22 protein-coding genes and 1 riboswitch are annotated in these 26,984 nt (G+C 72.4%); of the genes, 15 read left to right on the plus strand and 7 right to left on the minus strand.

Annotation, left to right across the window (positions count from 1 at the left end):
* Positions 1–136: 136 nt before the first annotated feature.
* The 3 genes from AB0N17_RS26645 (at position 137) to AB0N17_RS26655 (ending at position 2,943) form a co-directional block, all read left to right on the plus strand.
* Positions 137–952 (plus strand): ABC transporter ATP-binding protein, encoded by an 816-nt coding sequence (locus AB0N17_RS26645; RefSeq protein WP_366014022.1) that lies wholly within the window; start codon positions 137–139, stop codon positions 950–952.
* Positions 942–1,805 (plus strand): ABC transporter permease, encoded by an 864-nt coding sequence (locus AB0N17_RS26650; protein WP_366014023.1) that lies wholly within the window; start codon positions 942–944, stop codon positions 1,803–1,805. The genes AB0N17_RS26645 and AB0N17_RS26650 overlap by 11 nt, the downstream gene beginning before the upstream one ends.
* Before the next feature lie 79 nt (positions 1,806–1,884).
* Complete coding sequence (locus tag AB0N17_RS26655; RefSeq protein WP_366014024.1) at positions 1,885–2,943, plus strand: ABC transporter substrate-binding protein; 1,059 nt, start codon at positions 1,885–1,887, stop codon at positions 2,941–2,943.
* Positions 2,944–2,961: 18 nt separating this feature from the next.
* Here the strand turns inward: AB0N17_RS26655 and AB0N17_RS26660 are convergent, their stop codons facing one another.
* From AB0N17_RS26660 to AB0N17_RS26675, 4 genes are all read right to left on the minus strand, one after another.
* On the minus strand, positions 2,962–3,642 hold the full coding sequence (locus AB0N17_RS26660) for a response regulator (RefSeq protein WP_366014025.1): 681 nt from the start codon (positions 3,640–3,642) through the stop codon (positions 2,962–2,964).
* A complete protein-coding gene (locus AB0N17_RS26665) occupies positions 3,642–5,309 on the minus strand; it encodes a sensor histidine kinase (protein WP_366014026.1) in 1,668 nt (555 codons plus the stop codon). The genes AB0N17_RS26660 and AB0N17_RS26665 overlap by 1 nt, the downstream gene beginning before the upstream one ends.
* 133 nt (positions 5,310–5,442) lie before the next feature.
* On the minus strand, positions 5,443–6,384 hold the full coding sequence (locus tag AB0N17_RS26670) for a sucrase ferredoxin (protein ID WP_366014027.1): 942 nt from the start codon (positions 6,382–6,384) through the stop codon (positions 5,443–5,445).
* A 54-nt stretch (positions 6,385–6,438) separates the two neighbouring features.
* Positions 6,439–7,695, minus strand: coding sequence for a citrate synthase family protein (locus AB0N17_RS26675; RefSeq protein ID WP_366014028.1), 1,257 nt, complete (start codon positions 7,693–7,695; stop codon positions 6,439–6,441).
* A gap of 111 nt (positions 7,696–7,806) precedes the next feature.
* Between AB0N17_RS26675 and AB0N17_RS26680 the strand changes: the two genes are divergently transcribed.
* Together AB0N17_RS26680 and AB0N17_RS26685 are read left to right on the plus strand one after the other, a co-directional pair.
* Positions 7,807–8,985: a citrate synthase gene (locus AB0N17_RS26680; RefSeq protein ID WP_366014029.1), complete on the plus strand. Its 1,179-nt coding sequence runs from the start codon at positions 7,807–7,809 to the stop codon at positions 8,983–8,985.
* Between the two features lie 184 nt (positions 8,986–9,169).
* The gene (locus AB0N17_RS26685) at positions 9,170–10,291 is read left to right on the plus strand and encodes a CobW family GTP-binding protein (protein WP_366014030.1); all 1,122 of its coding nucleotides are present in this window, start codon (positions 9,170–9,172) and stop codon (positions 10,289–10,291) included.
* Here the strand turns inward: AB0N17_RS26685 and AB0N17_RS26690 are convergent.
* Positions 10,288–12,747, minus strand: a complete 2,460-nt coding sequence (locus tag AB0N17_RS26690) for a DNA topoisomerase IV subunit A (RefSeq protein ID WP_366014031.1) — start codon at positions 12,745–12,747, stop codon at positions 10,288–10,290. The genes AB0N17_RS26685 and AB0N17_RS26690 overlap by 4 nt on opposite strands.
* 336 nt (positions 12,748–13,083) lie before the next feature.
* Here AB0N17_RS26690 and AB0N17_RS26695 point away from each other — a divergent pair, with 336 nt between their 5' ends.
* The 4 genes from AB0N17_RS26695 (at position 13,084) to AB0N17_RS26710 (ending at position 17,947) form a co-directional block, all read left to right on the plus strand.
* Positions 13,084–14,478: a pitrilysin family protein gene (locus AB0N17_RS26695; RefSeq protein WP_366014032.1), complete on the plus strand. Its 1,395-nt coding sequence runs from the start codon at positions 13,084–13,086 to the stop codon at positions 14,476–14,478.
* A complete protein-coding gene (locus tag AB0N17_RS26700) occupies positions 14,475–15,863 on the plus strand; it encodes a pitrilysin family protein (RefSeq protein ID WP_366014033.1) in 1,389 nt (462 codons plus the stop codon). The genes AB0N17_RS26695 and AB0N17_RS26700 overlap by 4 nt, the downstream gene beginning before the upstream one ends.
* A 258-nt stretch (positions 15,864–16,121) precedes the next feature.
* Positions 16,122–16,282: riboswitch (cyclic di-AMP (ydaO/yuaA leader) on the plus strand.
* Between the two features lie 12 nt (positions 16,283–16,294).
* Complete coding sequence (locus tag AB0N17_RS26705; RefSeq protein WP_366014034.1) at positions 16,295–17,050, plus strand: M23 family metallopeptidase; 756 nt, start codon at positions 16,295–16,297, stop codon at positions 17,048–17,050.
* Positions 17,051–17,260: 210 nt separating this feature from the next.
* Positions 17,261–17,947 (plus strand): GntR family transcriptional regulator, encoded by a 687-nt coding sequence (locus AB0N17_RS26710; RefSeq protein ID WP_366014035.1) that lies wholly within the window; start codon positions 17,261–17,263, stop codon positions 17,945–17,947.
* A 202-nt stretch (positions 17,948–18,149) separates the two neighbouring features.
* Here the strand turns inward: AB0N17_RS26710 and AB0N17_RS26715 are convergent, their stop codons facing one another.
* Positions 18,150–18,431: an HPr family phosphocarrier protein gene (locus tag AB0N17_RS26715; RefSeq protein WP_014675499.1), complete on the minus strand. Its 282-nt coding sequence runs from the start codon at positions 18,429–18,431 to the stop codon at positions 18,150–18,152.
* A gap of 179 nt (positions 18,432–18,610) precedes the next feature.
* Between AB0N17_RS26715 and AB0N17_RS26720 the strand changes: the two genes are divergently transcribed.
* From AB0N17_RS26720 to AB0N17_RS26740, 5 genes are read left to right on the plus strand one after another with little or no spacing between them, the layout of a single operon-like run.
* Complete coding sequence (locus tag AB0N17_RS26720; RefSeq protein WP_366014036.1) at positions 18,611–21,490, plus strand: GNAT family N-acetyltransferase; 2,880 nt, start codon at positions 18,611–18,613, stop codon at positions 21,488–21,490.
* Between the two features lie 17 nt (positions 21,491–21,507).
* On the plus strand, positions 21,508–21,918 hold the full coding sequence (locus AB0N17_RS26725; RefSeq protein WP_366014037.1) for a hypothetical protein: 411 nt from the start codon (positions 21,508–21,510) through the stop codon (positions 21,916–21,918).
* A 1-nt stretch (position 21,919) separates the two neighbouring features.
* The gene (locus AB0N17_RS26730; RefSeq protein WP_366014038.1) at positions 21,920–22,516 is read left to right on the plus strand and encodes a DUF5998 family protein; all 597 of its coding nucleotides are present in this window, start codon (positions 21,920–21,922) and stop codon (positions 22,514–22,516) included.
* A complete protein-coding gene (locus AB0N17_RS26735; protein WP_366014039.1) occupies positions 22,516–23,706 on the plus strand; it encodes a nucleotide pyrophosphatase/phosphodiesterase family protein in 1,191 nt (396 codons plus the stop codon). Before AB0N17_RS26730 ends, AB0N17_RS26735 begins: the two co-directional genes overlap by 1 nt.
* A 51-nt stretch (positions 23,707–23,757) precedes the next feature.
* Positions 23,758–24,408 carry a thymidine kinase gene (locus AB0N17_RS26740; RefSeq protein ID WP_366014040.1) on the plus strand — a complete coding sequence of 217 codons (651 nt, stop codon included), beginning with the start codon at positions 23,758–23,760 and terminating at the stop codon, positions 24,406–24,408.
* 523 nt (positions 24,409–24,931) lie between these two features.
* Here AB0N17_RS26740 and AB0N17_RS26745 read toward each other — a convergent pair.
* Positions 24,932–25,720 carry a VOC family protein gene (locus AB0N17_RS26745; RefSeq protein WP_366014041.1) on the minus strand — a complete coding sequence of 263 codons (789 nt, stop codon included), beginning with the start codon at positions 25,718–25,720 and terminating at the stop codon, positions 24,932–24,934.
* A 320-nt stretch (positions 25,721–26,040) separates the two neighbouring features.
* On the opposite strand from AB0N17_RS26745, the gene AB0N17_RS26750 reads away from it, so the two are divergent.
* Positions 26,041–26,889, plus strand: coding sequence for a sulfurtransferase (locus tag AB0N17_RS26750; RefSeq protein WP_366014042.1), 849 nt, complete (start codon positions 26,041–26,043; stop codon positions 26,887–26,889).
* Positions 26,890–26,984 lie beyond the last annotated feature (95 nt).

Consider the following 26,984-nt stretch of genomic DNA (forward strand, 5'->3'; position numbering starts at 1 on the left):
CGAGCGGTGAGCCCGTGTTTCGGCTCCGCAGTTGTAACGCGAGCAAAATGAGCACAACAGGTTCTTGCGAGCAAAAGAACGGCTTGTGCCCACAAGACTGCTGCTGTGGCCGGGGCCACACCTACCGTCCCGGGCCATGAGCGCACACACCAGCCCCGCCATCGAGTTGCGGGGCGCGAGCAAGACCTTCAGAACCCCGTCAGGGGGACTGCACACGGCCGTGCGCGGTCTGGACCTCACCGTCGAGCGCGGCGAGTTCGTGGCCGTCGTAGGGCCGACCGGCTGCGGCAAGTCCACCACGCTGACCCTGGTCAGTGGCCTGGAGGAGCCCAGCGAGGGTGAGGTGCTGGTGGCCGGCGAGCCGGTCGACGGCGTCGGCGACAAGGTCGGTTTCGTCTTCCAGCAGGACGCCACGTTCCCCTGGCGGACGGTGCTGTCCAACGTCATGGCGGGCCCGCGCTTCCGGGGCGTGCCCAAGGCGGAGGCGAAGGAGAAGGCACGGGACTGGCTGGCCCGGGTCGGGCTCGCCGGTTTCGAGGACCGTTACCCGCACCAGCTCTCCGGCGGCCAGCGCAAGCGTGTCGCCCTCGCCGCCACCTTCGTCAACGACCCCGAGATCCTGCTGATGGACGAGCCGTTCTCGGCGCTCGACGTGCAGACCCGGGCGCTGATGTCGGACGAGTTGCTGGAGCTGTGGGAGGGCACCGGCGCCTCCGTCGTCTTCGTCACCCACGACCTGGAGGAGTCCATCGCGCTGGCCGACAAGGTCGTCGTGATGACGGCCGGGCCCGCGACCGTGAAGCAGGTCTTCGCCATCGATCTGCCCCGGCCGCGCAAGGTCGAGTCCGTGCGCCTGGAACCGCGGTTCATCGAGATCTACCGCGAGATATGGGAGTCCCTCGGCGAAGAGGTCCGCATCACCCGCGAGAGGGGTGCCGCTCGTGTCGCCTGAGGTTCTCAGCACTCCGGTCGTCGACACGGCCAAGGTTCCCGACCGCGCGCAGACCCGCGCCCAGGCCGCCCGCCGCCGCAAGGTGTTCGTGAACGCCGCACGCGTGCTGCTCCTGGTGGCCGTCCTCGGCCTGTGGGAGGGGCTGTCCCGGGCGAAGATCATCGACCCGTTCAACTTCTCCATGCCCTCGAAGATCTGGGACCAGATCTGGACCTGGGTGATGCACGGGACCGCGCTCGGCTCGCTGGGCGAACAGATCTGGTACACGCTCTACGAGGCACTCCTCGGCTGGGTCCTCGGTGTGGTCGCCGGTGTACTGCTCGGCATCGCGCTCGGACGGATCAGATTGCTCGCCGAGGTCCTTGGTCCATACATCAAGGTGCTCAACTCGATTCCCAGGATCGTCCTTGCGCCGATCTTCCTGATCTGGTTCGGGCTCGGCCCGATCTCCAAGGTCGCCTCCGCCGTCGTGCTGGTCTTCTTCCCGGTGTTCTTCAACGCCTTCCAGGGCGCCCGCGAGGTGGACCGCAATCTGGTGGCGAACGCCCGCATCCTCGGCGCCAGCGACCGCAGGGTGACCCTTCAGGTGGTCATCCCGTCGGCCACGTCGTGGATCTTCACCAGCCTGCACGTGAGCTTCGGCTTCGCGCTCATCGGCGCCATCGTCGGCGAGTACATCGGTGCGACCAAGGGCATCGGCCTGCTCGTCTCGCAGTCGCAGAACACGTTCAACCCGGCCGGTGTCTACGCCGCGATGGTCATCCTCGCCGTCGTCGCCCTCGCCGCCGAGGGACTGCTGACGTTCGCCGAGCGCCGCATCTTCCGCTGGAAGTCCACCGGTTCCGACAGCTGAACCATCCCCCTCCTCGATCACCCCTGCAACCACCCCCCGCCCCACCTCGCACCGCCCTCTCACAAGGACGTGAACCGCCATGCGCAAGACCGCCAGATACGCCTCCCTGGCCGCCGCCGGCCTGCTCGCCCTCTCCTCGCTCACCGCCTGCGCCAACGACGCGGCCAGTTCCACGGCCGACACCGGCAGCGGCGGGGGCGGCGGCAAGGGGGAGAACGTCAAGATCATGGTCGGTGGCCTGGACAAGGTCATCTACCTGCCGGCGATGCTCACCCAGCGCCTCGGCTACTTCCAGGCCGAGGGGCTGAACGTCCAGCTCCTGAGCGAGCCCGCCGGGGTCCAGGCCGAGACCGCGCTCGTCTCGGGCCAGGTGCAGGGGGCGGTCGGCTTCTACGACCACACCCTCGACCTCCAGGTGAAGGGCAAGTCCGTGGAGTCGGTCGTGCAGTTCTCGCACGCGCCCGGCGAGGTCGAGGTCGTGTCGAACAAGGCGGCCGGCGATCTCACCTCTCCGAAGGACTTCAAGGGCCGCAAGCTGGGCGTGACCGGACTCGGGTCCTCCACCGACTTCCTCACCAAGTACCTGGCGGTCAAGAACGGCGTGAACGTCAGCCAGTTCACACCGGTCGCGGTAGGAGCCGGCCCGACCTTCATCGCCGCCCTGCAGAAGGGCGCGATCGACGGCGGCATGACCACCGACCCGACGGTCGCGACGATCCTGGACAAGAAGGCCGGCAAGGTCCTGCTCGACATGCGCACCCCCGAGGGCTCGCAGAAGGCGCTGGGCGGGCCGTACCCGTCGTCGAGTCTGTACATGCAGACGGACTGGGTGAACGGACACAAGGACACCGTCCAGAAGCTGGCCAACGCATTCGTCAAGACGCTCAAGTGGATGTCCACCCACAGCGCCGACGAGATCGCCGCCAGGATGCCCGCCGACTACTCCCAGGGCGACAAGGCGCTCTACGCGCAGTCCGTCAAGAGCACCCTGCCCATGTTCACCGACGACGGTGTGATGCCCCAGGGCGGCCCGGAGACCGTCGAGAAGGTCCTCAAGGCGTTCAACCCCAACATCCAGAACGCCAAGGTCGACCTGAGCAAGACGTACACGACCGAGTTCGTCAAGGCCGTCAAGTAAGGCACACGGTCACCGCGTTCAGGCGCGGGTCGCCCACACGTAACGGTGTTCCGGGCGGCCCGCGTCGCCGTACTTCAGTGTCAGCCGGGCCCGCCCCGTGCGCTCCAGGAGCTTCAGATACCGCTGGGCGGTCTGCCGGCTCACGCCCGTCCGCTCGGCGATCTCCTGGGCGGACAGCGCGCCCTCGGCGTTCATCAGCGCCTGGCGCACCAGCCCGGCCGTCGTGGGCGAGTGCCCCTTGGGCAGCGCGGGCTCCGACGGCGCGGACAGCGCGCCGAAGATCCGGTCCACCTCCGCCTGTTCGGCCTCCCCGCCGCCGTCCAGGGTGCGCCGCAGCCGGGCGTACGCCTCCAGCTTGGCCCGCAGGCCGGCGAAGGCGAACGGCTTCACCAGGTACTGCAGCGCCCCCTGCCGCATGGCGGCCTGCACGGTCGACACGTCCCGTGCCGCCGTCACCATGATCACGTCGGTCTGGTGGCCGCGCCGGCGCATCTCGCGGACCACGGCGAGACCCGTGTCGTCCGGCAGATAGTGGTCCATGAGGACCAGGTCGACCCGCGGCAGCCGTTCCACCTGCTGCAGCGCCTCGGCCGCGTTGTGCGCCTCACCGGCCACATGGAACCCGGGCACCTTCTCCACGTAGGCGGCGTTGACCCGGGCGACCCGGGCGTCGTCGTCCACGACCAGCACCTCGATCATCACACCTCCTCCTCGGCGACGGCGACGCGCTCCAGGGACCCGGGCGCCACCGGCCCCGGCTCGGTCAGCGCCTCGGGCAGTACCACGGTGAACTGCGCGCCGCCACCGTCCGCCGTCCCCACCGTCGCGCTGCCGCCCTGCCTTTCGGCGAGCCGGCGCACCAGGGAGAGCCCGATGCCCCGCTTGCCGTGCGCGGGCGGCTTCTTGGTGGACCACCCGTCCGTGAAGATCAGTTCCCGCTGGTCGGCCGGGATGCCGGGGCCGGTGTCCCGCACCCGCAGGACGACGGTCCGGCCCTGCGTGCGCACCTCGACCTCCACGCGCGCGTGCGGGGTGCCCGCGACCGCGTCCAGGGCGTTGTCCACGAGATTGCCCATGACCGTGACCAGACCCCGCGGGTCGATCAGCCGGTCCGGCAGCCGGCTGCGCTCGGCGACCCACAGGGCGACGCCGCGCTCGGCCGCCACGGTCGCCTTGCCGACCAGCAGCGCGGCCAGCAGCGGGTCCTGGATCTTCTCGGTGACCTGCTCGGCGGTGACCCGGTGGTCGCCGACCACCTCGCCGACGAACTCGACCGCGTCGTCGTACATCTCCAGTTCCAGCAGCCCGAGCAGGGTGTGCATGCGGTTGGCGTGCTCGTGGTCCTGGGCGCGCAGGGCGTCGATCAGCCCGCGCGTGGAGTCGAGTTCGCGCCCCAGCTGCTCCAGCTCGGTACGGTCGCGCAGCGTGGCCACGGCGCCGCCGTCCTCGGTGGGCATGCGGTTGGCGACCAGCACGCGCTGGCCGCGCACCGTCAGCAGGTCGGTGCCGGCCACCCGGCCGGCCAGGACGTCCGTCGTACGGCCCGCGCCCAGTGCCTCGTCAGGGGTCCGGCCGACGGCCTCGTCACCGATGCCCAGCAGCCGCCGCGCCTCGTCGTTGAGCAGGCGGACGCGGCCGCCCCGGTCCAGGGCGACCACGCCCTCCCGGATGCCGTGCAGCATCGCCTCGCGCTCCGCGAGCAGCGCCGAGATGTCGGAGAAGGCCAGGTCCCGCGTCTGCCGCTGGACCCGGCGGGAGATCAGCCAGGCGGCCAGCGCGCCCACCGCGAGAGCGCCGCCGGCGTACGCGAACAGCCCCGGGATCGCGTTGATCAGCCGTGCCCGCACGCTGTCGTAGGCGATACCCACCGAGACCGCCCCGATGATGCGGTGGTGGGCGTCGTACAGCGGCACCTTGCCGCGCGCGGAACGCCCCAGGGTGCCCTTGTCGATCTCCATGACCTCCTTGCCGGCCAGGGCCTCGCGAGGGCTGGTGGAGACCAGACGGCCGATGTTCGAGGTGGTCGGATGCGACCAGCGCACCTTGTGGGTGTCCAGCACCACGATGTACTCGGCGTGCGTGGCCTTCCGGATCCGCTCGGCCTCCTTCTGCACCGGGCCGTCCGCGGACGGCGGGGTGCTCAGCAGGCCCTCGGCGATCTGCGGGTCCTGGGCCGTCGTCTGCGCGATGGACAGCGCGCGGCGCTCCGCCTCCTGGTCCAGCTGCTTGCTCAGGGGTGCCAGGAACAGGCCGGTCGCGAGCACGGCGACCCCCGCGGCGATCGTCACCTGCATCAGCAGCACCTGCGAGAACACCCGCCGTGGCAGACCGAGGCGGAGACGGCGTGCGGGGGGAGTGGGGCTCATACCCACGACGGTACGTGGGAGCGCCGGACCCGCCCCAGGAGATGTGGTGTGGATCTCTTGACCCACTCTTGATCTGCGATCAATACGTGCGGAAGATCAACGTTCGCCACCGGGCGGCACGAGCGGTGCCGGATCAGCCGGCCATCGCCGTCGGCCGCAGTTCGCGCACGGCCACCACGTCCATCCGCGCGGGCGTCCCGAGGACCGTCGCGCCACAGCTCTCCGGGCGGGGCGGGAGCGACATCCCCTGCGCGACGGTGACCTGCCACCGGCGGCCGTCCGCGTGCAGGACGGTGACGTCCCAGCGCGGGGCGGCGCCGTCGGTCCGTACGACGCTCAGCACACCCGCCCGGTACTCGTCCGCGGCCGAGCGGACGGCCAGCTCGGCCGCCTGGCCGGGCCGGTCCCAGGCCGAGCAGCCCCGGCACCCCTCGACGACCACGCGCCCCGCCTGGGCGCCGTGCAGGGCCTCCTTGACGGTGTGCGCCTCGGCGCGGCCGTAGGAGTAGCCGTACGGCAGGACCAGCACGGTCGGCGAGAAGCGATGTCCACCCAGATGGGTGACCTCCCAGACGCCGCGCACCCCGGAGGCGGCCAGCTCGGCGGCGAGGGGGCGGCCCAGGAGGGCGCAGCAGCGGTCGCGCTTGGCGTTCGTGCACACGAGCGCCAAGGGGTCGCCGGTGTGCGCCCGGCCGCCGAGCGCCGCGCCGAACGCGCGGTGGTCGCCCGCGCCGAGGGCGGGGAAGTCCAGGTCGAGCAGCCGCTCCGGATCCCGGGTGACGGCGCCGTGCAGCCACACGCGTCCCGGGACGGTGTGCGCGGCGTACACGTGCCGGACCGGGGGCGTGCCGGGGTCGGCGTGCCGTCCCGGGCGGCGGATGAGCGCGACGCGTACGCCGGTCCCCTCGGCGGCGGCCTCCAGCGCCCGGCCGAGTGCGGGGTCCAGATGGCTCGAAGTGAGCGCCTTGGCACCCCACGGGCCGGGCTGTTCCAGCAGCAGCCACGTCGTCGCCGTGGCCGCCGTACCGGAAACAGGCTCGTCGAGACTCCGGGAGACGGTCGCACACCTACTCACAGAGGTGAGCCTAACCTGACTGCCCTCGAGGCGACTTCCGGCCCTGGTCGTGTCCTACTCGGGCGGGGGCTGCGGCGGTCGCGGGCCGACGTAGTGACCGCTGGGCCGCATGCGCAGCGGGCGTTCGCCGTACTCCTCCAGGGCGTGCGCGATCCAGCCCGCCGTCCGGGCGACGGCGAAGATCGTCTCGCCCGCGGTGGCCGGCATGCGGCACGCGGTCGTGAACACCGCCAGTGCCAGGTCCACGTTGGCGTGCAGCGGGGTGTGCCGGGCGGTCACGGCGACGATGTCGCGGGCCGCGAGCAGGGCGGGCTCCGCCTGCGGGATCTGCTCCAGGAGACTGAACAGCACGCGCGCGCGGGGGTCTTCGCCCGGGTACAGCCGATGCCCGAGCCCGGGGATCCGGCGGCCCTCGCGCAGTTCCGCGGCGATCACCGGGACCGCGGTGCCCTGGTCGAGCACGTCGAGCAGCAGCCGGTGGGCCATGCCGCTCGCGGCACCGTGCAGCGGCCCCTCCAGGACGCCTAGCCCGGCGGAGACGGCGGCGTACGGGTGGGCGCGTGCCGAGGCGGCGACGCGGACCGCGAGCGTGGAGGCGGCCAGGTCGTGGTCGGCGAGCAGGGCGAGCGCGGTGTCCAGGACGCGCAGCGAGGCCTCGTCGGCGGAGCGGGCGGTCAGCCTGCCCCACAGGCGGTGGGCCAGCGGGCCGTCGTCCTGGGGGGCGTACAGGACGGGCGGCAGGGCGGCGACGAGCGTGGGGATGAGGGTCCGCGCGGTGTTCAGCACGGCCTCCTCGGACAGGTCGAAGCGCAGCGGGTCCTCGGCCGCGGCGGCGATCGCCGCCACCCGCAGCCGGTCGACGGGGGAGGCGTGTTCGGACAGGGCGAGGACCGCGCGGCGGGCGACCTCGACCGTGCTCGCGGGCGCGGAGAAGGTCACCCCGGGGGTCAGGCGGCCCGTCCACAGCCACTCCGCGACCTCCTCGTAGGAGTGCCGGGTGGCCAGTTCGACGGCGTCCGCGCCGCGGAAGAAGTACCGGTCCTTCTCGATCAGCGTGATCCGCGTCCGGACGGACAGCTCCCCGCCGGAGCCCGGACTCCCGGCCGCCTCGCGCCGGTTGCGCCGGGCGAGGTCCTCCACCTCCTTGGCCTCGAAGGTGCTGGACCGGCCGCCGGGTTCGCGTCTGCTGCTGAGCAGGCCGCGGCTCACGTACGCGTACACCGTCTCGGGCTTCACGCCGAGCAGTTCGGCGGTCTCCTTGGTGGTCAGCCTTCGCCCGGGGCGGTGGGGAGCGGGTTCGTGATCGCGCATGGGGCCACCGTAGTCGTCTGCGCACACCTTGATCTGCCTATATTGATTCAATCAACATTGACAACAAATAATCAAGCATGGACAGTCGGATCAAGTCCAGGGAGGAGCGACATGACCATCAACAGGACCGCAACCACCGCAACCCCGCCGCTGATCGACGCCCCGCGCGGCCTCGCCGGCGTCGTCGTCACCGAGACCGAGATCGGTGACGTCCGGGGGCGGGAGGGCTTCTACCACTACCGCCAGTACTCGGCCGTCGAACTCGCGCGCACCCGCGGCTTCGAGGACGTCTGGCACCTCCTGGTCCACGGCACGCTCCCCGACGCCGAGCGCCGTGCCGCCTTCGCCGCCGAGACCGCGGCACTGCGCCGGCCGCCCGAGGAGGTCCGCGCCGCGCTGCCGGCCATCGCCGCCGCGTCGCGCCTCTCCGGCCCCCTGGCCGGCCTGCGCACGGCCCTGTCGCTGCTGGGCGCGGCCCGGGGACTCCGCCCGGTCTACGACGTCGACGCCGACCGGCGCCGGGCCGACACCGTCGCCGTCTGCGCGGTCGTTCCCACCCTGCTCACCGCGCTGTACCGGCTCGGGCAGGGGCTGGACCCGGTCGAACCGCGCGACGATCTGCCGTACGCGGCCAACTACCTGTACATGCTCACGGGCGAGGAGCCGGACGCACGGCGGGCCCGGGCGGTCGAGCAGTACCTGATCTCCACCATTGATCATGGATTCAATGCGTCAACCTTCACCGCGCGGGTCATCGCCTCCACGGGCGCCGACGTGGCGGCCTGCCTGATCGGCGCGGTGGGCGCGCTGTCGGGGCCACTGCACGGAGGAGCACCCAGCCGGGCTCTGGACACGCTGGACGCGATCGGGACGCCCGACCGGATTGATCCCTGGATCCGGGAGCGGGTGCTCGCCGGTGACCGGATCATGGGCTTCGGGCACGCCGTCTACCGCACCGAGGACCCCCGCTCACGGATGCTCCGCGAGATCGCCCTCGGCTTCGGCGGACCCAGGGCCGCCTTCGCGGTGGAGGTCGAGCGCCGGGTCGAGGCGATCCTCGCCGAACTGAAGCCCGGCCGCGAACTCCACACCAACGTCGAGTTCTACGCCGGTGTGGTCATGGAACTGTGCGGTCTGCCCCGCGAGATGTTCACGCCCACCTTCGCGGCGGCCCGCGTCGTCGGCTGGAGCGCCAACGTCCTGGAACAGGCCGCCGACTCCAAGATCATCCGACCGGTGGCGCGCTACGTGGGGCCGGAGCCGCCGGTCGCGGTGCCGGCCGCCGGCTGACGGGCGAGGCCTCCTCCCGCCGCTCTCTTATCCTGATCCGGCAGCCGGTCCGCGGGACAGGGCACGAGACAGGACAGAGCACGAGAGAGGGCGCCCGGTGGGGAACAGTTCGGGGAACGCTGTGGCGGACAGCTCGACGCACCGACCGGCCGTTGGTCATGCTCCGCGGCAGATCCCGGTCGTCGTGCTCGCCGGATTCCTGGGTTCCGGCAAGACCACGCTCCTCAACCACCTCCTGCACCGCAGCGGAGGCAGCCGCATCGGGGCCGTCGTCAACGACTTCGGGGCCATCGAGATCGACGCGATGGCCGTCGCGGGCGCCCTCGGCGACTCGACCGTCTCCCTCGGCAACGGCTGCCTGTGCTGCGCCGTCGACGCGAGCGAACTCGACCTCTACCTGGACCGTCTCGCCGCCCCCGCGGCCGGCATCGACGTGATCGTCATCGAGGCGAGCGGACTGGCCGAGCCGCAGGAGCTGGTGCGGATGGTGCTGGCGAGCGAGCATCCGGGGATCGTCTACGGCGGCCTCGTCGAGGTGGTCGACGCCGCCGAGTTCGACGACACCCGGGCGCGGCACCCCGAGATCGACCGGCACCTCGCCCTCGCCGACCTGGTGGTGGTCAACAAGCTCGACCGGGCCGCGGACGCCGAACGGGTGCTCGGACTGGTGCGGTCCCTGACCGACCGTGCCGCCGTCGTCCCCGCCACCTACGGCCGCATCGACCCGGAGTTCCTCTTCGACTGCAAGCCGAGCGAGGAGCGCATCGGGCAGCTGTCCTTCGACGACCTGCCCGAAGCCGACCTGCCCGAAGACGACCTGCCCGAAGCCGACCTGTGCGAAGGCGGCGGGCACGAAGACGGCCGGCACGACCGCGACAGGCACGGGCACCCCGGCCACGTCCACCCCGGTCACCTCCACACCGGCTACGACAGCCTGTCCTTCACCTCCGGCGTCCCCATGGACCCGCGTCGGCTGATGCGGTTCCTGGACAGCCGGCCGGAGGGGCTGTACCGGATCAAGGGGTACGTCGACTTCGGGCCGTACGACACGCTCAACCGGTACGCCATCCACGCCGTCGGCCGGTTCCTGCGCTTCTACCCCGAACCCCGGCCGGCCGAGGACGACCGCCTCACCCAGCTCGTGCTGATCGGCTCCGGTATCGACACCGGGGCCCTGCGCGCAGAACTCGAGGGGTGCGGGAACGGGGACGCCCCGCACGCCGGCGAGCACGGCATGTGGGGCGTCCTGCGCTACGTACAGGGCTCCGAGGAAGAACCCGGAGCCGAGGAGGCGTACGAGGCCTAGAACACCGGCCCGGCGACCACCGCCACCGTCTTCGGCAGCGAGGTGCCCGAGCCGTCGCGGCGCGGGTCCAGCTCCGGCAGCTCCGCCGGGGTGCCGTTCTTCTGCGCCGCACGCGCCGGTGTCGGGCCCGCCCAGGCCAGCGCCAGACAGTCCTCGCCCTTCAGGAACCGCTGGCAGCGCACGCCGCCCGTGGCCCGGCCCTTGCGCGGGTACTGGTCGAACGGGGTCAGCTTGGCCGTCGTCTGCACCGAGTCGTCCAGCGTGCCGCGCGAGCCCGCCACCGAGAACACCACCGCTTCGGCCGCCGGGTCGACCGCCGTGAAGGAGATGACCTTCGCGCCCTCGGTGAGCTTGATCCCCGCCATGCCGCCCGCCGGGCGGCCCTGCGGGCGCACGATGGACGCCTGGAAGCGCAGCAGCTGCGCGTCGTCCGTGATGAAGACCAGGTCCTCCTCGCCGGTGCGCAGCTCCACCGCACCGACGATCCGGTCGCCCTCCTTGAGCGTGATGACCTCCAACTCGTCCTTGTTGGACGGGTAGTCGGGCACCACGCGCTTGACCACGCCCTGCTCGGTGCCGAGCGCGAGACCCGGGGAGGACTCGTCCAGCGTGATCAGGCAGACCACCGTCTCGTCGCCCTCCAGGGAGACGAACTCCGCCAGCGGCGCGCCCCCGGAGAGGTTCGGTGCCGCCGCGGTCGGCGGCAGCTGGGGCAGGTCGACCACGTTGATCCTCAGCAGGCGGCCCGCCGAGGTCACCGCCCCGATCTCGCCGCGCTGGGTCGCCGGGACCGCCGAGACGATCACGTCGTGCTTGACGCGCCGGGCATCGGCGTCCTCCGGCAGCGGCTCGTCGGTCGCCGTACGGGCCAGCAGCCCCGTGGAGGACAGCAGCACCCGGCACGGGTCGTCGGCCACCTGCAGCGGCACCGCCGACACCGGGGCACCCGCCGACTCCAGCAGGACCGTGCGCCGGTCGGTGCCGAACTTCTTCGCCACGGCCGCCAGTTCGTTCGAGACCAGCTTGCGCAGCTCCGCGTCGGACTCCAGGATCCGGGTCAGCTCCGCGATCTCGTCGGTGAGCCTGTCCTTCTCCGCCTCCAGCTCGATGCGGTCGTACTTGGTGAGCCGGCGCAGCGGCGTGTCGAGGATGTACTGCGTCTGCACGTCGCTCAGCGAGAAGCGCTGCATCAGGCGCTCCTTGGCCTGCGCGGAGTTCTCGCTGGACCGGATCAGCCGGATGACCTCGTCGATGTCGACCAGCGCGGTGAGCAGGCCCTCGACGAGGTGCAGGCGGTCGCTGCGCTTGCTGCGGCGGAACTCGCTGCGGCGCCGGACCACGTCGAAGCGGTGGTCGAGGTAGACCTCCAGCAGCTCCTTCAGGCCCAGCGTGAGCGGCTGGCCGTCCACCAGCGCCACGTTGTTGATGCCGAAGGACTCCTCCATCGGGGTCAGCTTGTACAGCTGCTCCAGGATCGCCTCCGGCACGAAGCCGTTCTTGATCTCGATGACCAGACGCAGCCCGTGCTCGCGGTCGGTGAGGTCCTTGACGTCGGCGATGCCCTGGACCTTCTTCGCGTTGACCAGGTCCTTGATCTTCGCGATGACCTTCTCGGGGCCGACCGTGAAGGGCAGTTCGGTGATCACCAGGCCCTTGCGGCGGGCCGTCACGGTCTCGATCGAGACCGTGGCACGGATCTTGAAGGTGCCACGGCCCGTCGCGTACGCGTCCCGGATGCCGTCCAGGCCGACGATGCGGCCGCCGGTGGGCAGGTCCGGGCCCGGGACGTGCCGCATCAGCGCGTCCAGGTCCGCGTTCGGATACCGGATCAGGTGGCGGGCGGCCGCGATGACCTCGCCGAGGTTGTGCGGCGGCATGTTCGTCGCCATACCGACCGCGATGCCCGAGGAGCCGTTCACCAGCAGGTTCGGGAACGCGGCCGGCAGCGCCACCGGCTCCTGCTCCTGGCCGTCGTAGTTCGGCGTGAAGTCGACCGTGTCCTCGTCGATCGACTCGGTCATCAGGCTGGTCGCCTGGGCCTGACGGCACTCGGTGTACCGCATGGCGGCCGGCGGGTCGTCGTTGCCCAGCGAGCCGAAGTTGCCGTGGCCGTCCACCAGCGGCACGCGCATGGAGAAGGGCTGGGCCATGCGCACCAGGGCGTCGTAGATCGACGCGTCGCCGTGCGGGTGCAGCTTGCCCATGACCTCGCCGACGACACGCGCGCACTTCACATAGCCGCGGTCGGGGCGCAGGCCCATCTCGTTCATCTGGTAGACGATCCGGCGGTGGACCGGCTTGAGGCCGTCGCGGGCGTCCGGCAGGGCGCGCGAGTAGATGACCGAGTACGCGTACTCGAGGTAGGAGCCACGCATCTCGTCCACGACGTCGATGTCGAGGATCTTCTCCTCGTACGAATCGTCGGGCGGCGGGGTCTTCGTGCTGCGGCGGGCCATCGCTGCCGGCTCCTCCTGATCTGGTCGCTCGCCTACGGGACGCGCACCCCTCGGCTCGCTCTTGCTGAAAGCGTCTGCTCTTGCTCGGAGCGTCTGACGGATCTGACGCGGACCATTGTGGACCGTGGCACTGACAACCCGGGCACGACCCGGTCCGTGCGGTCCGCCCCGGTGCTCAGGAGCCGTCCTGTGGCACGCCTGACGCAGGCTACGCGATCCGCTGTGGGCGTAGCCCCGCGGGAACTCCGCCAGGGCCCGGCGCGCGTTGCATACAGTGGCAGGAACGGCAGGAAAACCGCGGTTTGCACAACCGACTCCGCTCGCGAAGGGACGCACATGCCCATGGGTCACACGACCACAGCCGAGGCAGGCTCCGGGGGCCTGACAGCGACCGAGCACCGCCTGGCCAACGGTCTGCGCGTGGTGCTCTCCGAGGACCACCTGACCCCCGTGGCGGCGGTCTGCCTCTGGTACGACGTCGGTTCCCGTCACGAAGTCAAGGGACGTACCGGTCTGGCTCACCTTTTCGAGCATCTTATGTTCCAGGGCTCGGCCCAGGTGACGGGCAACGGTCACTTCGAGCTGGTGCAGGGCGCCGGCGGCTCGCTCAACGGCACCACCAGCTTCGAGCGCACGAACTACTTCGAGACCATGCCCGCCCACCAGCTGGAGCTCGCCCTCTGGCTGGAGGCCGACCGCATGGGCTCGCTGCTGGCCGCCCTGGACGACGAGTCCATGGAGAACCAGCGGGACGTCGTCAAGAACGAGCGCCGTCAGCGCTACGACAACGTCCCCTACGGCACCGCCTTCGAGAAGCTGACCGCCCTCTCCTACCCGGAGGGCCACCCCTACCATCACACGCCGATCGGCTCGATGGCGGACCTGGACGCGGCCACCCTGGAGGACGCGCGCCGGTTCTTCCGCACCTACTACGCGCCGAACAACGCCGTCCTGTCCGTGGTCGGCGACATCGACCCGCGGCAGACGCTCGCCTGGATCGAGAAGTACTTCGGCTCGATCACGTCCCACGACGGCAAGCCGCAGCCCCGCGACGGCTCCCTGCCGGAGGTCATCGGCGAGCAGAAGCGCGAGGTCGTCGTCGAGGAGGTCCCGGCGCGCGCCCTGATGGCCGCCTACCGGCTCCCCGAGGACGGCACGCGCGCGTGCGACGCCGCCGACCTCGCCCTGACCGTCCTCGGCGGCGGCGAGTCCTCCCGCCTGTACAACCGGCTGGTGCGCCGCGACCGTACGGCCGTCGCGGCCGGCTTCGGCCTGCTGCGCCTGGCCGGCGCGCCCTCCATGGGCTGGCTGGACGTGAAGACCTCCGGCGACGTGGAGGTCCCGGTCATCGAGACCGCCATCGACGAGGAGCTGGCCCGGTTCGCCGAGGAGGGCCCCACGCCCGAGGAGATGGAGCGCGCCCAGGCCCAGTTGGAGCGCGAGTGGCTGGACCGGCTCGGCACGGTCGCCGGCCGCGCCGACGAACTGTGCCGGTACGCCGTGCTGTTCGGCGACCCGCAGCTCGCCCTCACCGCCGTCGAGCGGGTCCTGGCGGTGACCCCCGAGGAGGTCCAGGAGGTCGCCAAGGCCCGGCTGCGCCCCGACAACCGCGCGGTGCTCGTCTACGAGCCGAAGTCCCCGGAGAGCGTCGAGGACGCCGACGTGCCCGAGGACCCGGAGGCGGAAGCGACCGTAGAGGCCGGAAACGAGAACGAGGAGACGGCCAAGTGACCGAGCTCGCCACCATGGACTTCCACCCCCAGCCGCAGCCCGGCGAGGCCAAGCCGTGGGCGTTCCCCGCCCCCGAGCGCGACACGCTCGGCAACGGTCTGACCGTCCTGCGCTGCCACCGCCCCGGCCAGCAGGTCGTCGCCGTCGAGGTCCTGCTGGACGCGCCCCTGGACGCCGAGCCGACGGGCCTGGACGGCGTCGCCACGATCATGGCGCGGGCCTTCTCCGAGGGCACGGACAAGCACTCCGCCGAGGAGTTCGCCGCCGAGCTGGAGCGCGCGGGTGCCACGCTCGACGCGCACGCCGACCACCCCGGCGTCCGGATCAGCCTGGAGGTCCCGGCCTCCCGTCTGGCCAAGGGCCTCGGCCTGCTCGCCGACGCGCTGCGCGCGCCCGCCTTCGCCGAGAGCGAGGTCGAGCGGCTGGTCCGCAACCGCCTGGACGAGATCCCGCACGAGCTCGCCAACCCCTCCCGCCGTGCCGCCAAGGAGCTCTCCAAGGAGCTCTTCCCGGCGGCCTCGCGCATGTCGCGCCCGCGCCAGGGCACCGAGGAGACCGTCGAGAAGATCGACGCCGCCGCCGTACGGGCCTTCTACGACCGCTACGTCCGTCCCGCCACGGGCACGGTGGTCGTGGTCGGCGACCTCACCGGGATCGACCTGGACGAGCTGCTCGGCGACACCCTGGGCGCCTGGACCGGCACCCCGGGCGAGCCCCGGCCCGTGCCGCCGGTGACCGCCGACGACACCGGGCGCGTGGTCATCGTGGACCGCCCCGGCGCCGTCCAGACGCAGCTGCTCATCGGCCGGGTCGGTTCCGACCGGCACGACCGCGTGTGGCCCGCCCAGGTGCTCGGCACCTACTGCCTCGGCGGCACCCTCACCTCCCGCCTGGACCGCGTGCTGCGCGAGGAGAAGGGCTACACCTACGGCGTGCGCGCGTTCGGGCAGGTCATGCGGTCCGCCCCGGACGGCACGGGCGCCTCGATGCTCGCCATCAGCGGCTCCGTGGACACCCCGAACACCGGTCCCGCGCTCGACGACCTGTGGAAGGTGCTGCGCACCCTCGCGGCCGAGGGCCTGACCGACGCCGAGCGGGACGTCGCCGTGCAGAACCTGGTCGGCGTGGCGCCGCTCAAGTACGAGACCGCGGCGGCCGTCGCGAGCACCCTGGCCGACCAGGTCGAGCAGTACCTGCCCGACGACTTCCAGGCGACGCTCTACCGGCAGCTCGCGGCGACGGGGACCGTCGAGGCCACCGCGGCCGTCGTGAACGCCTTCCCGGTGGACCGCCTGGTGACCGTCCTCGTCGGTGACGCCGCCCAGATCAAGGCGCCGGTCGAGGCGCTCGGCATCGGCGAAGTCACCGTCGTGGCCGCCGAGTAGCGTCCGCGGCCGCCGCGTGGCGGCAGCCACTGCGGCACGCACGCACACGCCGTACTCGCGCGTGGGCCCTGACGACCTACGGGTCGTCAGGGCCCTTGTCGTTCCAACCGCTTCCCCAGATGACCGATTTGAGACGGAGGTTGCCTGTCTGCCCTGTGGGATGCGCTACAAAACACCGGTTGCGTTTGAGGTTCGAAAGCCGCCCCGCTTAGCGTCGTCCGGGCTGTTCGTCAGGCAGTACGCCGCGCCCGCGGCACCGGACAGTCATCGCCGAGTCCCCGTACGGCGCGAGCCAGGGGAGCCGGGGACCCACCGTCCCTGGGGTGAATCGGGCGCCCGCGCGGAAGCGGGGGAGCCCGTAGGAGACCTTCCTGCTCCGAACCCGTCAGCTAACCCGGTAGGCGAGAGGGAAGGAAAGGACCAGCCACTTCATGGCGTTCATGTGCGCCACCGGGAAGCACCGCAAGCCCGGCCGGGTCAAGCGCACCACCGCTCAGGCGGCCGGTGTCGCGGCCCTCACCACCACCGGTGTCATCGGCACCCTCGCCGCCTCCCCGGCCCTCGCCGCCGAGAACTCCGCGGAGCAGACCGGCCTCACCCCGGTGCTCGCCGTGAGCGACGACATCGCCGAGCACATCGACGCGCAGGCCGCCGCCCAGAAGCAGGCCGCCGAGCAGAAGGCCGCCGAGGAGGCCGCCGCCAAGGCCGCGGCCGCGAAGGCCAAGCAGGAGCGCGAGGCCCGGGCCCGTGCCGCCCGCGAGGCCGAGCGCAAGCGGCTGAACGCCTTCGTCCCGCCGGTCGCCCACTCCTACGTCTCCACCGGCTACGAGGCCAGCAGCTCCCTGTGGTCCTCGGGCCACCACACGGGCATCGACTTCCACGCGGCCAGCGGCACGGCCGTCCACGCGGTCGGCTCGGGCACCGTCGTCTCCACCGGCTGGGGCGGCGCCTACGGCAACCAGATCGTGATCCGCATGGCCGACGGCATGTACACCCAGTACGGCCACCTGTCCTCCATCGGCGTCACGGTGGGCCAGCAGGTCACCCCGGGCCAGCAGATCGGCCTGTCCGGCGCCACCGGCAACGTCACCGGCCCGCACCTGCACTTCGAGGCGCGTACGACGCCCGACTACGGCTCCGACGTCGACCCGGTCGCCTACCTCCGCAAGCACGGCGTGAACGCCTGACCGACCGGACGGCGATCGCCGGTACCCCTGACAAGCCCCGGCTCGCCGAGCCGGGGCTTTCGCCGTATTTCCGCTGTCTCCGCCCGCACCGCTGTCCAAAAAATATCCATGGATTACGGCCCGCCGTCGGAAATTCCGGCTCATTGCAATAGAGTCGCAGAACACGCGTCCATCGTCGGCGTTTCACGGGGATTAAGGCGGAGGTCGGTCATGCGTATTCCGGCGCACTCGGTGTGCACGGCGATCCGGGACGACATCGTCGCCGGTGTCCATGAACGCGGCAGCCGCCTCACCGAGGAAGTACTGGCCCGCCGCTACGGCGTCTCGCGCGTGCCCGTCCGCGAGGCCCTGCGCACCCTGGAGGCCGAGGGTTTCGTGGTGACCCGCCGGCACGCGGGCGCGTGCGTGGCCGAGCCGACCGAGCAGGAGGCGGCCGACCTGCTGGAGATGCGTCTGCTCCTGGAGCCGCTCGGTGCCGCCCGGGCCGCGCAGCGGCGCACCGAGGCCCATCTGAAGGTGCTGCGCGGGCTGGTCCGGCTGGGCCAGGAGCGGGCCAGGAGCGGCAACAGCGCCGATCTGCGCGCACTGGGCGGCTGGTTCCACGAGACGCTCGCCCAGGCCTCCGGCAGTCCGTCGCTGACCTCGATGCTCACCCAGTTGCGCCACAAGATCGCCTGGATGTACGCGGTGGAGTCCGCGCCGAGCCCGGTGGAGTCCTGGGCGGAGCACGGGGCGATCGTGGACGCGGTGGCGCGCGGTGACGGCGAGCGCGCGCGGGCGGTCACGGCCGTGCACACCGAGCGCGCGTCGGCCGTGCACCGGCTGCGTTTCCGCCGGGCGGGGGAGCGTGTGAGGACTTCGCAACACGCCGTACACACGTCGGGCGGGCGGCATTAACACCGGCACCGTATACAAAGAGATGATATTCGGTGGGCCGGGTATTTCCGTTGCCTTTTCCTGCTGCCGTGAATTCGGCGGCCGCAGGATGCATCGGTCTGCCCGGCCGCGACTGAATTCACCGATCGGCCGCGAAAACACGAAAGCCGCGCCACCCGAAAAGGGTGACGCGGCTTCACGGTGTGACTTCGGACGGTGTGACTCAGACGGTCTCGGGCAGTTCCTCGAGGCCCTCGGAGACCAGCTTGGCCAGACGGTCGAGGGCGGCGTCCGCACCCTCGGCGTCGGAGGCGAGGACGATCTCCTCGCCGCCCTGGGCGCCCAGACCCAGGACAGCCAGCATGGAGGCCGCGTTGACGGGGTTGCCCCCGGCCTTGGCGATCGTCACCGGGACGCCTGCGGCCGTGGCGGCTCGGACGAAGATGGAAGCGGGGCGGGCGTGGAGGCCCTCGGCCCAGCCGACGTTGACGCGGCGCTCAGCCATGTGTTGCTGCCCTTCAGTCTTCAGGGTTGTCTAGACCAGTTTCCCACACCGTGAAGCGTGCCCGATGCGGACCTTCGCCGCGCACCGGTGTGGCGTCGGGGCCGCGGCCTCGGCTCCGACTTCCGTCCTCCACAGACTGCCTCGCGCCGTTGTCGTACGCGAGCCGTACTCTGGGGCCCATGCAGACCTCGGCGGACCGGCAGGACCGGCACCAGTACCCCGCCCACTGGGAGGCGGACGTGGTGCTGCGCGACGGGGGCACCGCACGCATCAGGCCCATCACCATTGATGACGCCGACCGCCTGGTCAGCTTCTACGAGCAGGTCTCGGACGAGTCGAAGTACTACCGCTTCTTCGCGCCGTACCCGCGACTCTCCGCCAAGGACGTCCACCGCTTCACGCACCACGACTTTGTGGACCGGGTGGGACTCGCGGCCACCGTCGGCGGCGAGTTCATCGCCACCGTACGCTACGACCGCATCGGCGCCGACGGCATGCCCGCCTCGTCACCCGCGGACGAGGCCGAGGTCGCCTTCCTGGTGCAGGACGCCCACCAGGGCCGCGGGGTCGCCTCCGCCCTGCTGGAACACATCGCGGCCGTCGCGCGCGAGCGCGGCATCCGCCGCTTCGCCGCCGAGGTGCTGCCCGCCAACACCAAGATGATCAAGGTGTTCACGGACGCCGGCTACACCCAGCAACGCAGTTTCGAGGACGGCGTCGTCCGCCTGGAGTTCGACCTCGAACCCACCGACCGCTCCGTCGCCGTCCAGCGAGCCCGGGAGCAGCGCGCCGAGGGCCGCTCGGTACGGCGGCTCCTCGCCCCCGGCTCGGTCGCGGTCGTCGGCGTCGGACGCGCCCCCGGCGGGGTCGGCCGCAGCGTCCTCGACAACATCCGGGACGCCGGTTACGCGGGCCGGCTGCACGCCGTGAACAAGGCCTTCCCCGAGGACCTGAAGGACGTCGACGGGGTGCCCGCCCACCGGTCGGTGCGGAACGTCGACGGTCCCGTGGACCTCGCCGTCGTCGCCGTACCGGCCGATCACGTGCCCGCGGTGGTCACCGAGTGCGGTGAACACGGCGTCCAGGGACTCGTCGTCCTCTCCGCCGGATACGCCGAGAGCGGGCCCGAGGGGCGGGAGCGGCAACGGGCCCTCGTCCGGCACGCGCGCACGTACGGGATGCGCATCATCGGACCGAACGCCTTCGGGGTCATCAACACCGCCCCCGACGTCCGGCTGAACGCGTCCCTGGCCCCGGAGATGCCCCGGCCCGGCCGCATCGGGATCTTCGCCCAGTCCGGCGCCATCGGCATCGCCCTGCTGTCCCGGCTGCACCGGCGCGGGGGAGGGGTCACAGGGGTCACCGGCGTGTCCACCTTCGTGTCCGCGGGCAACCGCGCCGACGTCTCCGGCAACGACGTCCTCCAGTACTGGTACGACGACCCCGAGACCGACGTCGCCCTCATGTACCTGGAGTCCATCGGCAACCCCCGCAAGTTCACCCGGCTCGCCCGGCGGACGGCGGCGGCCAAGCCGCTGGTCGTGGTGCAGGGGACCGGCACGGCACCGCAGGGGCACGCGGTGCGGGCGACGCGGCTGCCGTACGCGACCGTGTCCGCGCTGCTGCGGCAGGCCGGGGTCATCCGGGTCGACACGATCACCGAGCTGGTCGACGCGGGGCTGCTGCTCGCCCGGCAGCCGCTGCCCGCCGGGCCGCGCGTGGCGATCCTGGGGAACTCGGAGTCGCTCGGGGTGCTGACCTACGACCGCTGTCTCGCGGAGGGGCTGCGGCCGGCGCGTCCGGTGGACCTGACGACCGGGGCGACGGCGGGGGACTTCCACCGCGCCCTGGGACAGGCCCTGGCCGACGACACGAACGACGCCGTCGTCGTCACGGCGATCCCCGCGATCGGCGAGGCGTCGCCGGGGGACTCCGAGCTGGCGGAGGCGCTGCGGTCGGCGGCGGCCGCGGTGCCGGGCAAGCCGGTGCTCGTGGTGCACGTGGAGCTCGGGGGGCTGGCGGAGGCGCTGTCGGCCGCGGCGAGCACGGCACCCGCGGCCGTCGAGAGGGCGCCCGGCACCGACGGCGGCGCCCCGCCGCCCCGGGCCGCGCCGCGGGCGGGCGGCAGTGGCCCGGCCGCGCGGGCGGAGGCTCCCAAGGGGACCGACGGCATACCCCTGGCCCCTCCGGACGGCACCCGTCTCATCCCCGCCTACCCCGCCGCCGAGCGCGCCGTGCGGGCGCTCGCCGAAGCCGTCAAGTACGGGCAGTGGCGGCGGGAGGCGGTCGATCCCGGGAAGGTGCCCGAGTACGAGGACATCGACGAGAAGGGCGCCGCCCGGCTGATCGGTGAGCTGCTCGCCCGCGGGGAAGGGCTCACGATCTCCGACGCGGAGACCTGCGAGCTGCTCGGCAAGTACGGCGTCCCCGTCCGCCGCGCGCTCCCCGCACCCACCCCGGACGCCGCCGCGGAGGCCGCCCGCGCCCTCGGCTACCCGGTCGCCCTGAAGGCCACGGCCCCGCACCTCAGGCACCGCGCCGACCTCGGCGGGGTGCGCCTCGACGTCGCCGACGAGGAGCAACTGCGCCGCACCTACGACGAGTTGACGGAGCTGTTCGGCGCGCCCGAGCAACTGCGGCCGGTGGTGCAGGGCATGGCACCGCGCGGCGTCGACACGGTCGTACGGGCCGTGATCGATCCGGCGGCCGGCGCCGTGCTGTCCTTCGGGCTGGCCGGGGCCGCCTCGCAGCTGCTCGAGGACACGGCGCACCGGCTGATCCCGGTCACCGACCGGGAGGCGACCTCGCTGGTGCGGTCGATCCGCACGGCACCGCTGCTGTTCGGCTGGCGCGGCTCCACGCCCGTGGACACGCCCGCGCTGGAGGAGCTGCTGCTGCGTGTGTCCCGGCTGGTCGACGACCACCCGGAGGTCGTCGCGGTCACCCTGGAGCCGGTCGTCGTCGCCCCGCACGGCGCGAGCGTCCTCGGTGCCACGGTCCGGCTCGCGCCCCCGCCGGCCCGGGACGACCTGGGCCCGCGCACGATGCCGGCCTACTGAGCGGGGGAGGGGAGGGCATGCGGATCGCGGGACGCCGGGTGCCCGAGGGCAACTGGTGGGACTGGGAAGTGATCGTCTGGGACGCCGGGCGGCTACGGCTGGCCGCGGGGTACGACCTCACCTGTCACCACGGCCTGGAGATCCTCTTCACCGGCACGGGCTACGTCTCGTGCCCCGCCGCCTTCCAGGACCCTTCCTTCCGCGAGCCCACCGCCGAGGAGACGGCACGGCTGCGGCGCGCCCTGGGCGAAACGCCACCCGTCGTGGTCGCGTTCGAAGCGGACGGCGGCGGCCCGGAGCCCGTCTCCTGCCTGATCGCCGCGGAGGATCTGGAGATCCGGCCGGGGTTCGTCCCCAGGCTCCCTCGCGCGGGCACAGGCTGCCCCCGTCCCCGTGACTGGCCCGGAGCGCCCTTGCCCACGGATTAAGATGGACGCCATGGCCAAGACCAGTACGACGACCCAGGGGCTGCGCGCGGCGATCGAGCGCAGCGGCTACTACCCGGCCCTCGTGGCCGAGGCGGTGGAGGCCGCTGTGGGCGGCGAGCCCATCCGGTCGTACCTGGTCCACCAGGAGACGACGTTCGACCAGAACGAGGTCCGCCGGCACGTGACCGTGCTGGTGCTCACCGGCAACCGCTTCATCGTCAGCCACACCGACGAGCAGGCCGCCGACAGCACCTCTCCGACGCCGTACGCCACCACCTCCACCGAGTCCGTGAAGCTCGGCCGTATCTCCTCGGTCGTGGTGAGCCGCGTGGTCGCCAACCCGGAGCAGTACAAGCCGGGCACGCTGCCCCGCGAGGTCGTGCTGACCATCGGCTGGGGCGCGGTCAGCCGCATCGACCTGGAGCCCGCCGCCTGCGGCGACCCCAACTGCGACGCCGACCACGGCTACACGGGCAACTCCACGGCGGACGACCTCAGCCTGCGCGTCAGCGAGGCCGGGGACGGCCCGGAGACGGTGCGGCAGACGCTCGCCTTCGCGCAGGCCATCTCGGAGGCGACCGCGGACCTCACACGCTGATGTCCCAGCTCTCCGCCTGGGACCACCCGGAACCACTCGCCCTGGACACCGCCCCGCTGCCCGAGTACGGCACCGGCTCCCTCGCCGACCTGCTGCCCACCGTGGCCGCCGGGATGGGCGTCCCCGGCCTCACCGCCACGATCACGGAACTGACCGCGGCCGACCGGGTCTGCGTCTTCCTGATCGACGGACTGGGCTGGGAGCAGCTGCGGGCCCACCCCGACGAGGCCCCCTTCCTGGCCTCGCTGCTCGGCACCTCGCGCGGTGGCACCGGCCGCCCGCTCACCGCCGGCTACCCGGCGACCACCGCCACCTCCCTCGCCTCCGTCGGCACCGGCCTGCCGCCGGGCGCGCACGGCCTGCCCGGGTACGCCGTGCGGAATCCGGCCACCGGCGCGCTGATGAACCAGCTCCGCTGGCAGCCGTACACCGAGCCGCGCCCCTGGCAGCCCTACCCGACCGTCTTCCAGCTGGCCCACGACGCCGGGGTGCACGCCGCCCAGGTGTCCTCGCCCACCTTCGCGCAGACCCCGCTCACCAAGGTCGCGCTCAGCGGCGGCAGCTTCCACGGCCGGCTCACCGGCGAGGAGCGCATGGACCTCGCGGCCGAGCAACTGGCCGCCGGGGACCGCTCCCTGGTGTACACGTACTACGCCGAGCTGGACGGTGCCGGGCACCGGTACGGCGTCGCCTCCGACACCTGGCGCGGCCAGCTGATGAAGGTCGACCGGCTCGCCCAGCGCCTCGCCGAGCAACTGCCGCCGCGCAGCGCCCTCTACGTCACCGCCGACCACGGCATGGTCGACGTCCCCTTCGACGAGCAGCACCGCATCGACTTCGACGAGGACTGGGAGCTGCGCGCCGGGGTCGCCCTGCTGGGCGGCGAGGGCCGGGCCCGGCACGTGTACGCGGTCCCGGGCGCCGAGAACGACGTCCTGACCTGCTGGCGCGAGGTGCTCGGCGAACAGTTCTGGGTGGCCTCGCGGGACGAGGCGATCGCGGCCGGCTGGTTCGGGCCGCACATCGACGAGCGGGTGTACGCGCGGCTCGGGGACGTCATCGCGGCCGCGTACGACGACGTCCTGATCATCGCCTCCGAGCGGGAGCCCAAGGAGTCGGCACTGGTCGGCAACCACGGTTCGATGACCCCCGCCGAGCAGTTGGTCCCGCTGCTCGAAGTACGCTCCTGAAGTTCCCTGCCCCGCCCACTCCGCCCTGTGCCGAAAGGTGTTCAACTCCTCATGTCCGAGCTGGTGTTCTTCTCCGGAACGATGGACTGCGGGAAGTCCACGCTGGCTCTGCAGATTGAGCACAACCGCTCGGCGCGGGGCCTCGTCGGGATGATCTTCACCCGGAACGACCGCGCGGGTGAGGGCAAGCTGTCCTCCCGGCTCGGCCTGGTCACCGACGCGGTGGAGGTGGCGGACGACCAGGACCTGTACGCCTACCTCGTGGACCACCTGTCGCAGGGGCGGCGCGCGGACTACGTGATCGCGGACGAGGCGCAGTTCCTCGCGCCCGAGCAGATCGACCAGCTCGCGCGCGTGGTAGACGATCTCGGCCTGGACGTCTACGCCTTCGGTATCACCACCGACTTCCGCTCCAAGCTCTTTCCCGGCTCACAGCGCCTGGTGGAGCTCGCCGACCGCATCGAGGTGCTCCAGGTCGAGGCGCTGTGCTGGTGCGGCGCCCGCGCCACGCACAACGCCCGCACGATCGGCGGCGAGATGGTGGTCGAGGGCGCCCAGGTGGTCGTGGGGGACGTCAACCAGGTCGCGGGCGAGGTCGGCTACGAGGTGCTGTGCCGTCGCCACCACCGCCGCCGGATGACGGCCGCGCCGGCCCGCGCGGCGGCCCTGTCCCCGGACGTCCTGCCGGTGTCCCCGGCCTGAGCACGCCCTGCCGGTGCAGGCGGCCCGAGCGCGTCCCCCCCCCGGTACTCCGCCCCGTGCACCGCACCGACGTCCCTGGCCCGAGCACGGCCCACCGACGCTCCGCCGAGGCCTGGCTCGGGTACGCCTCCCTCGGGTGTCCGACCCGAGTGCGTCCTGCCGGTGATCCCCTGCCCACGCTCGGCCGAGGCCCCGGCCCGGGTACCGGTGTCTGACTCCGGTGCGTCCTGCCGGTGATCCCGCCGACGGGCGTCTCGCCGGTGTCCCCAGCCGAGGGCGTCGCACCGGCGCCTGACCCGAGCCCGTCTTGCCGGTGTCCGCGCCCTGACCACGCCCTGCCGAGGCTCCGGCCCGGGTACCGGTGTCTGACTCCAGTGCGTCCTGCCGGTGATCCCGCCGACGGGCGTCTCACCGGTGTCCCCAGCTGCGGGCGTCGCACCGGCGCCTGACCCGAGCCCGTCTTGCCGGTGTCCGCGCCCTGACCACGCCCTGCTGAGGCCTCGGCGTGGTGCCGCACGGCCGCTCAGTGCGGGTTCTCGATCACCGAGAACATCGCGCCCTCCGGGTCCGCGACCGTCGCGACCCGGCCGTGCGGGCTGTCGTGGGTCTGCCTGAGGACGCGGCCGCCGAGGTCCGCGACCTGGCGCAGCGCCGCCTCGACGGAGGTGACCTCGAAGTACGTCTGCCAGTGCGGGCCCCGGTCGCGCAGCGCGTGGCCCACGCCGTGCAGGCCCGCCACCGGCCGGCCCTCCAGGTGCAGGGTGACGTAGTCGAAGTCGGCGGACACCACCGGCTCCTTCTCGTAACCGAACACGGTCTCGTAGAACTTGGCGACGCTCTCGGTCTCGAACGTGATCAGCTCGTTCCAGGCGGGCGTCCCGGGCACCCCGGTGAGCGTCGTGCCGAGGTGCGCGGCGCCCTGCCAGATGCCGAAGACCGCCCCCGAGGGGTCGGCGGCGATGGCCATCCGCCCCGCCTCGGCGGCGTCCAGCGGGCCGACCGCGACCGTACCGCCGCACTCCCGGACGGTGTCGGCCGTGTGGTCCACGTCGGCCGCGGCGAGGTACGGGGTCCAGGCGATCGGCAGCCGGTGGTCCGGCGGCAGCTGGCCCATGCCCGCCACCTCGTGCCCGTCGAGCAGCGCCCGCACGTACGGGCCGAGCTGCTGCGGGCCCGGCCGGAACTCCCAGCCGAACAGCTCACCGTAGAACTCCTCGGTGGCGGCCAGCCCGTGCGCCATCAGGCTCACCCAGCAGGGCGTGCCGGGCACGCGCCGCGCGTGCGGACCGGCCGACTCCCGTGCCTCGGTCATCGATCACTCTCTCCCCGGCCCCTCACGGTGGCCGTGTCGCTTCCGCTCCCCGGAAGGGGTGTCCACGCCGCCGGCGTGCACGCCCGTGCCGGTGCCCGCATCTTCGCGGTGCCGCGTGCCAGGTCGCGCCGCGGCACGGCACCGTATCGGGAAGGATGCCCGTTCTGCCGTCTTTCGCCGCTTCCTGGCGATGTCCGACGGGTGTTCGTCGGTTGTACAGCATGTGCTCGATCCCCTACGACGCGTGATCGAGGCTGTCCGGCCGAGCAGAGTAGCCGGACCTGGACGCCGCGGCCACCCCTGGCGTAAGGATGGACGCCATGACAGCCATCATCACCGCAACCGAACTCGCACGGGACCTGGCCGGGGAGCGTCCGCCGACGCTGCTGGACGTGCGCTGGCAGCTCAGCGTGGCCAAGGCGGCGGGCGCGCCGGCCTTCGACGGAGGGGCCGAGTACGCGGCCGGTCACCTCCCCGGCGCGGCCTTCGTGGACCTGGACCGGGAACTGGCCTCCGCGCCCGGGGAGCACGGCCGGCATCCGCTGCCGGACCTCGCGGAGTTCGGTGCCGCGATGCGCCGTGCGGGCGTGTCGGCCGGCCGGCCGGTCGTCGTGTACGACGGGGGACAGGGCTGGGCGGCCGCGCGCGCGTGGTGGCTGCTGCGCTGGACGGGTCACCCGGACGTGCGGGTTCTGGACGGCGGGTTGCCGTCCTGGGAGGGCGAGTTGTCCACCGAGGTACCCGCCCCGGCCGAGGGCGACTTCGCGCCGGCTCCGGGCGCCGGGCTGCTGGACGCGGACGCGGCGGCGGCGCTGGCCCGTACGGGTGTGCTGCTGGACGCCCGCGCGGGGGAACGGTACCGGGGCGAGGTGGAGCCGATCGACCGGGTCGGCGGGCACATCCCGGGCGCGGTGTCCGCGCCGACGACGGAGAATGTGGGTCCCGACGGCCGTCTCCTGCCCGCGGCGGAGCTGAGGGACCGCTTCAAGGCGCTGGGCGTCTCCGGGGACACCGAGGTGGGCGTCTACTGCGGTTCGGGCGTCTCCGGCGCCCATGAGGTGCTCGCGCTGGCCGTGGCGGGCGTCCCGGCGGCGCTGTACGTCGGTTCCTGGTCGGAGTGGTCCTCGGACCCGTCCCGCCCGGTGGCGGTGGGCGCGGACCCGCAGTGACGGCGGCCCTGCTCGACCTGGTCCGCGAGGAGACCGCGGGCCTCGCGGGCACGGACCCGCTCGACATCGACCCGGAGATGGCCTACCGCGACTAC

This window comes from Streptomyces sp. NPDC051133 (assembly GCF_040682635.1).
Classification (GTDB): Bacteria; Actinomycetota; Actinomycetes; order Streptomycetales; family Streptomycetaceae; genus Streptomyces.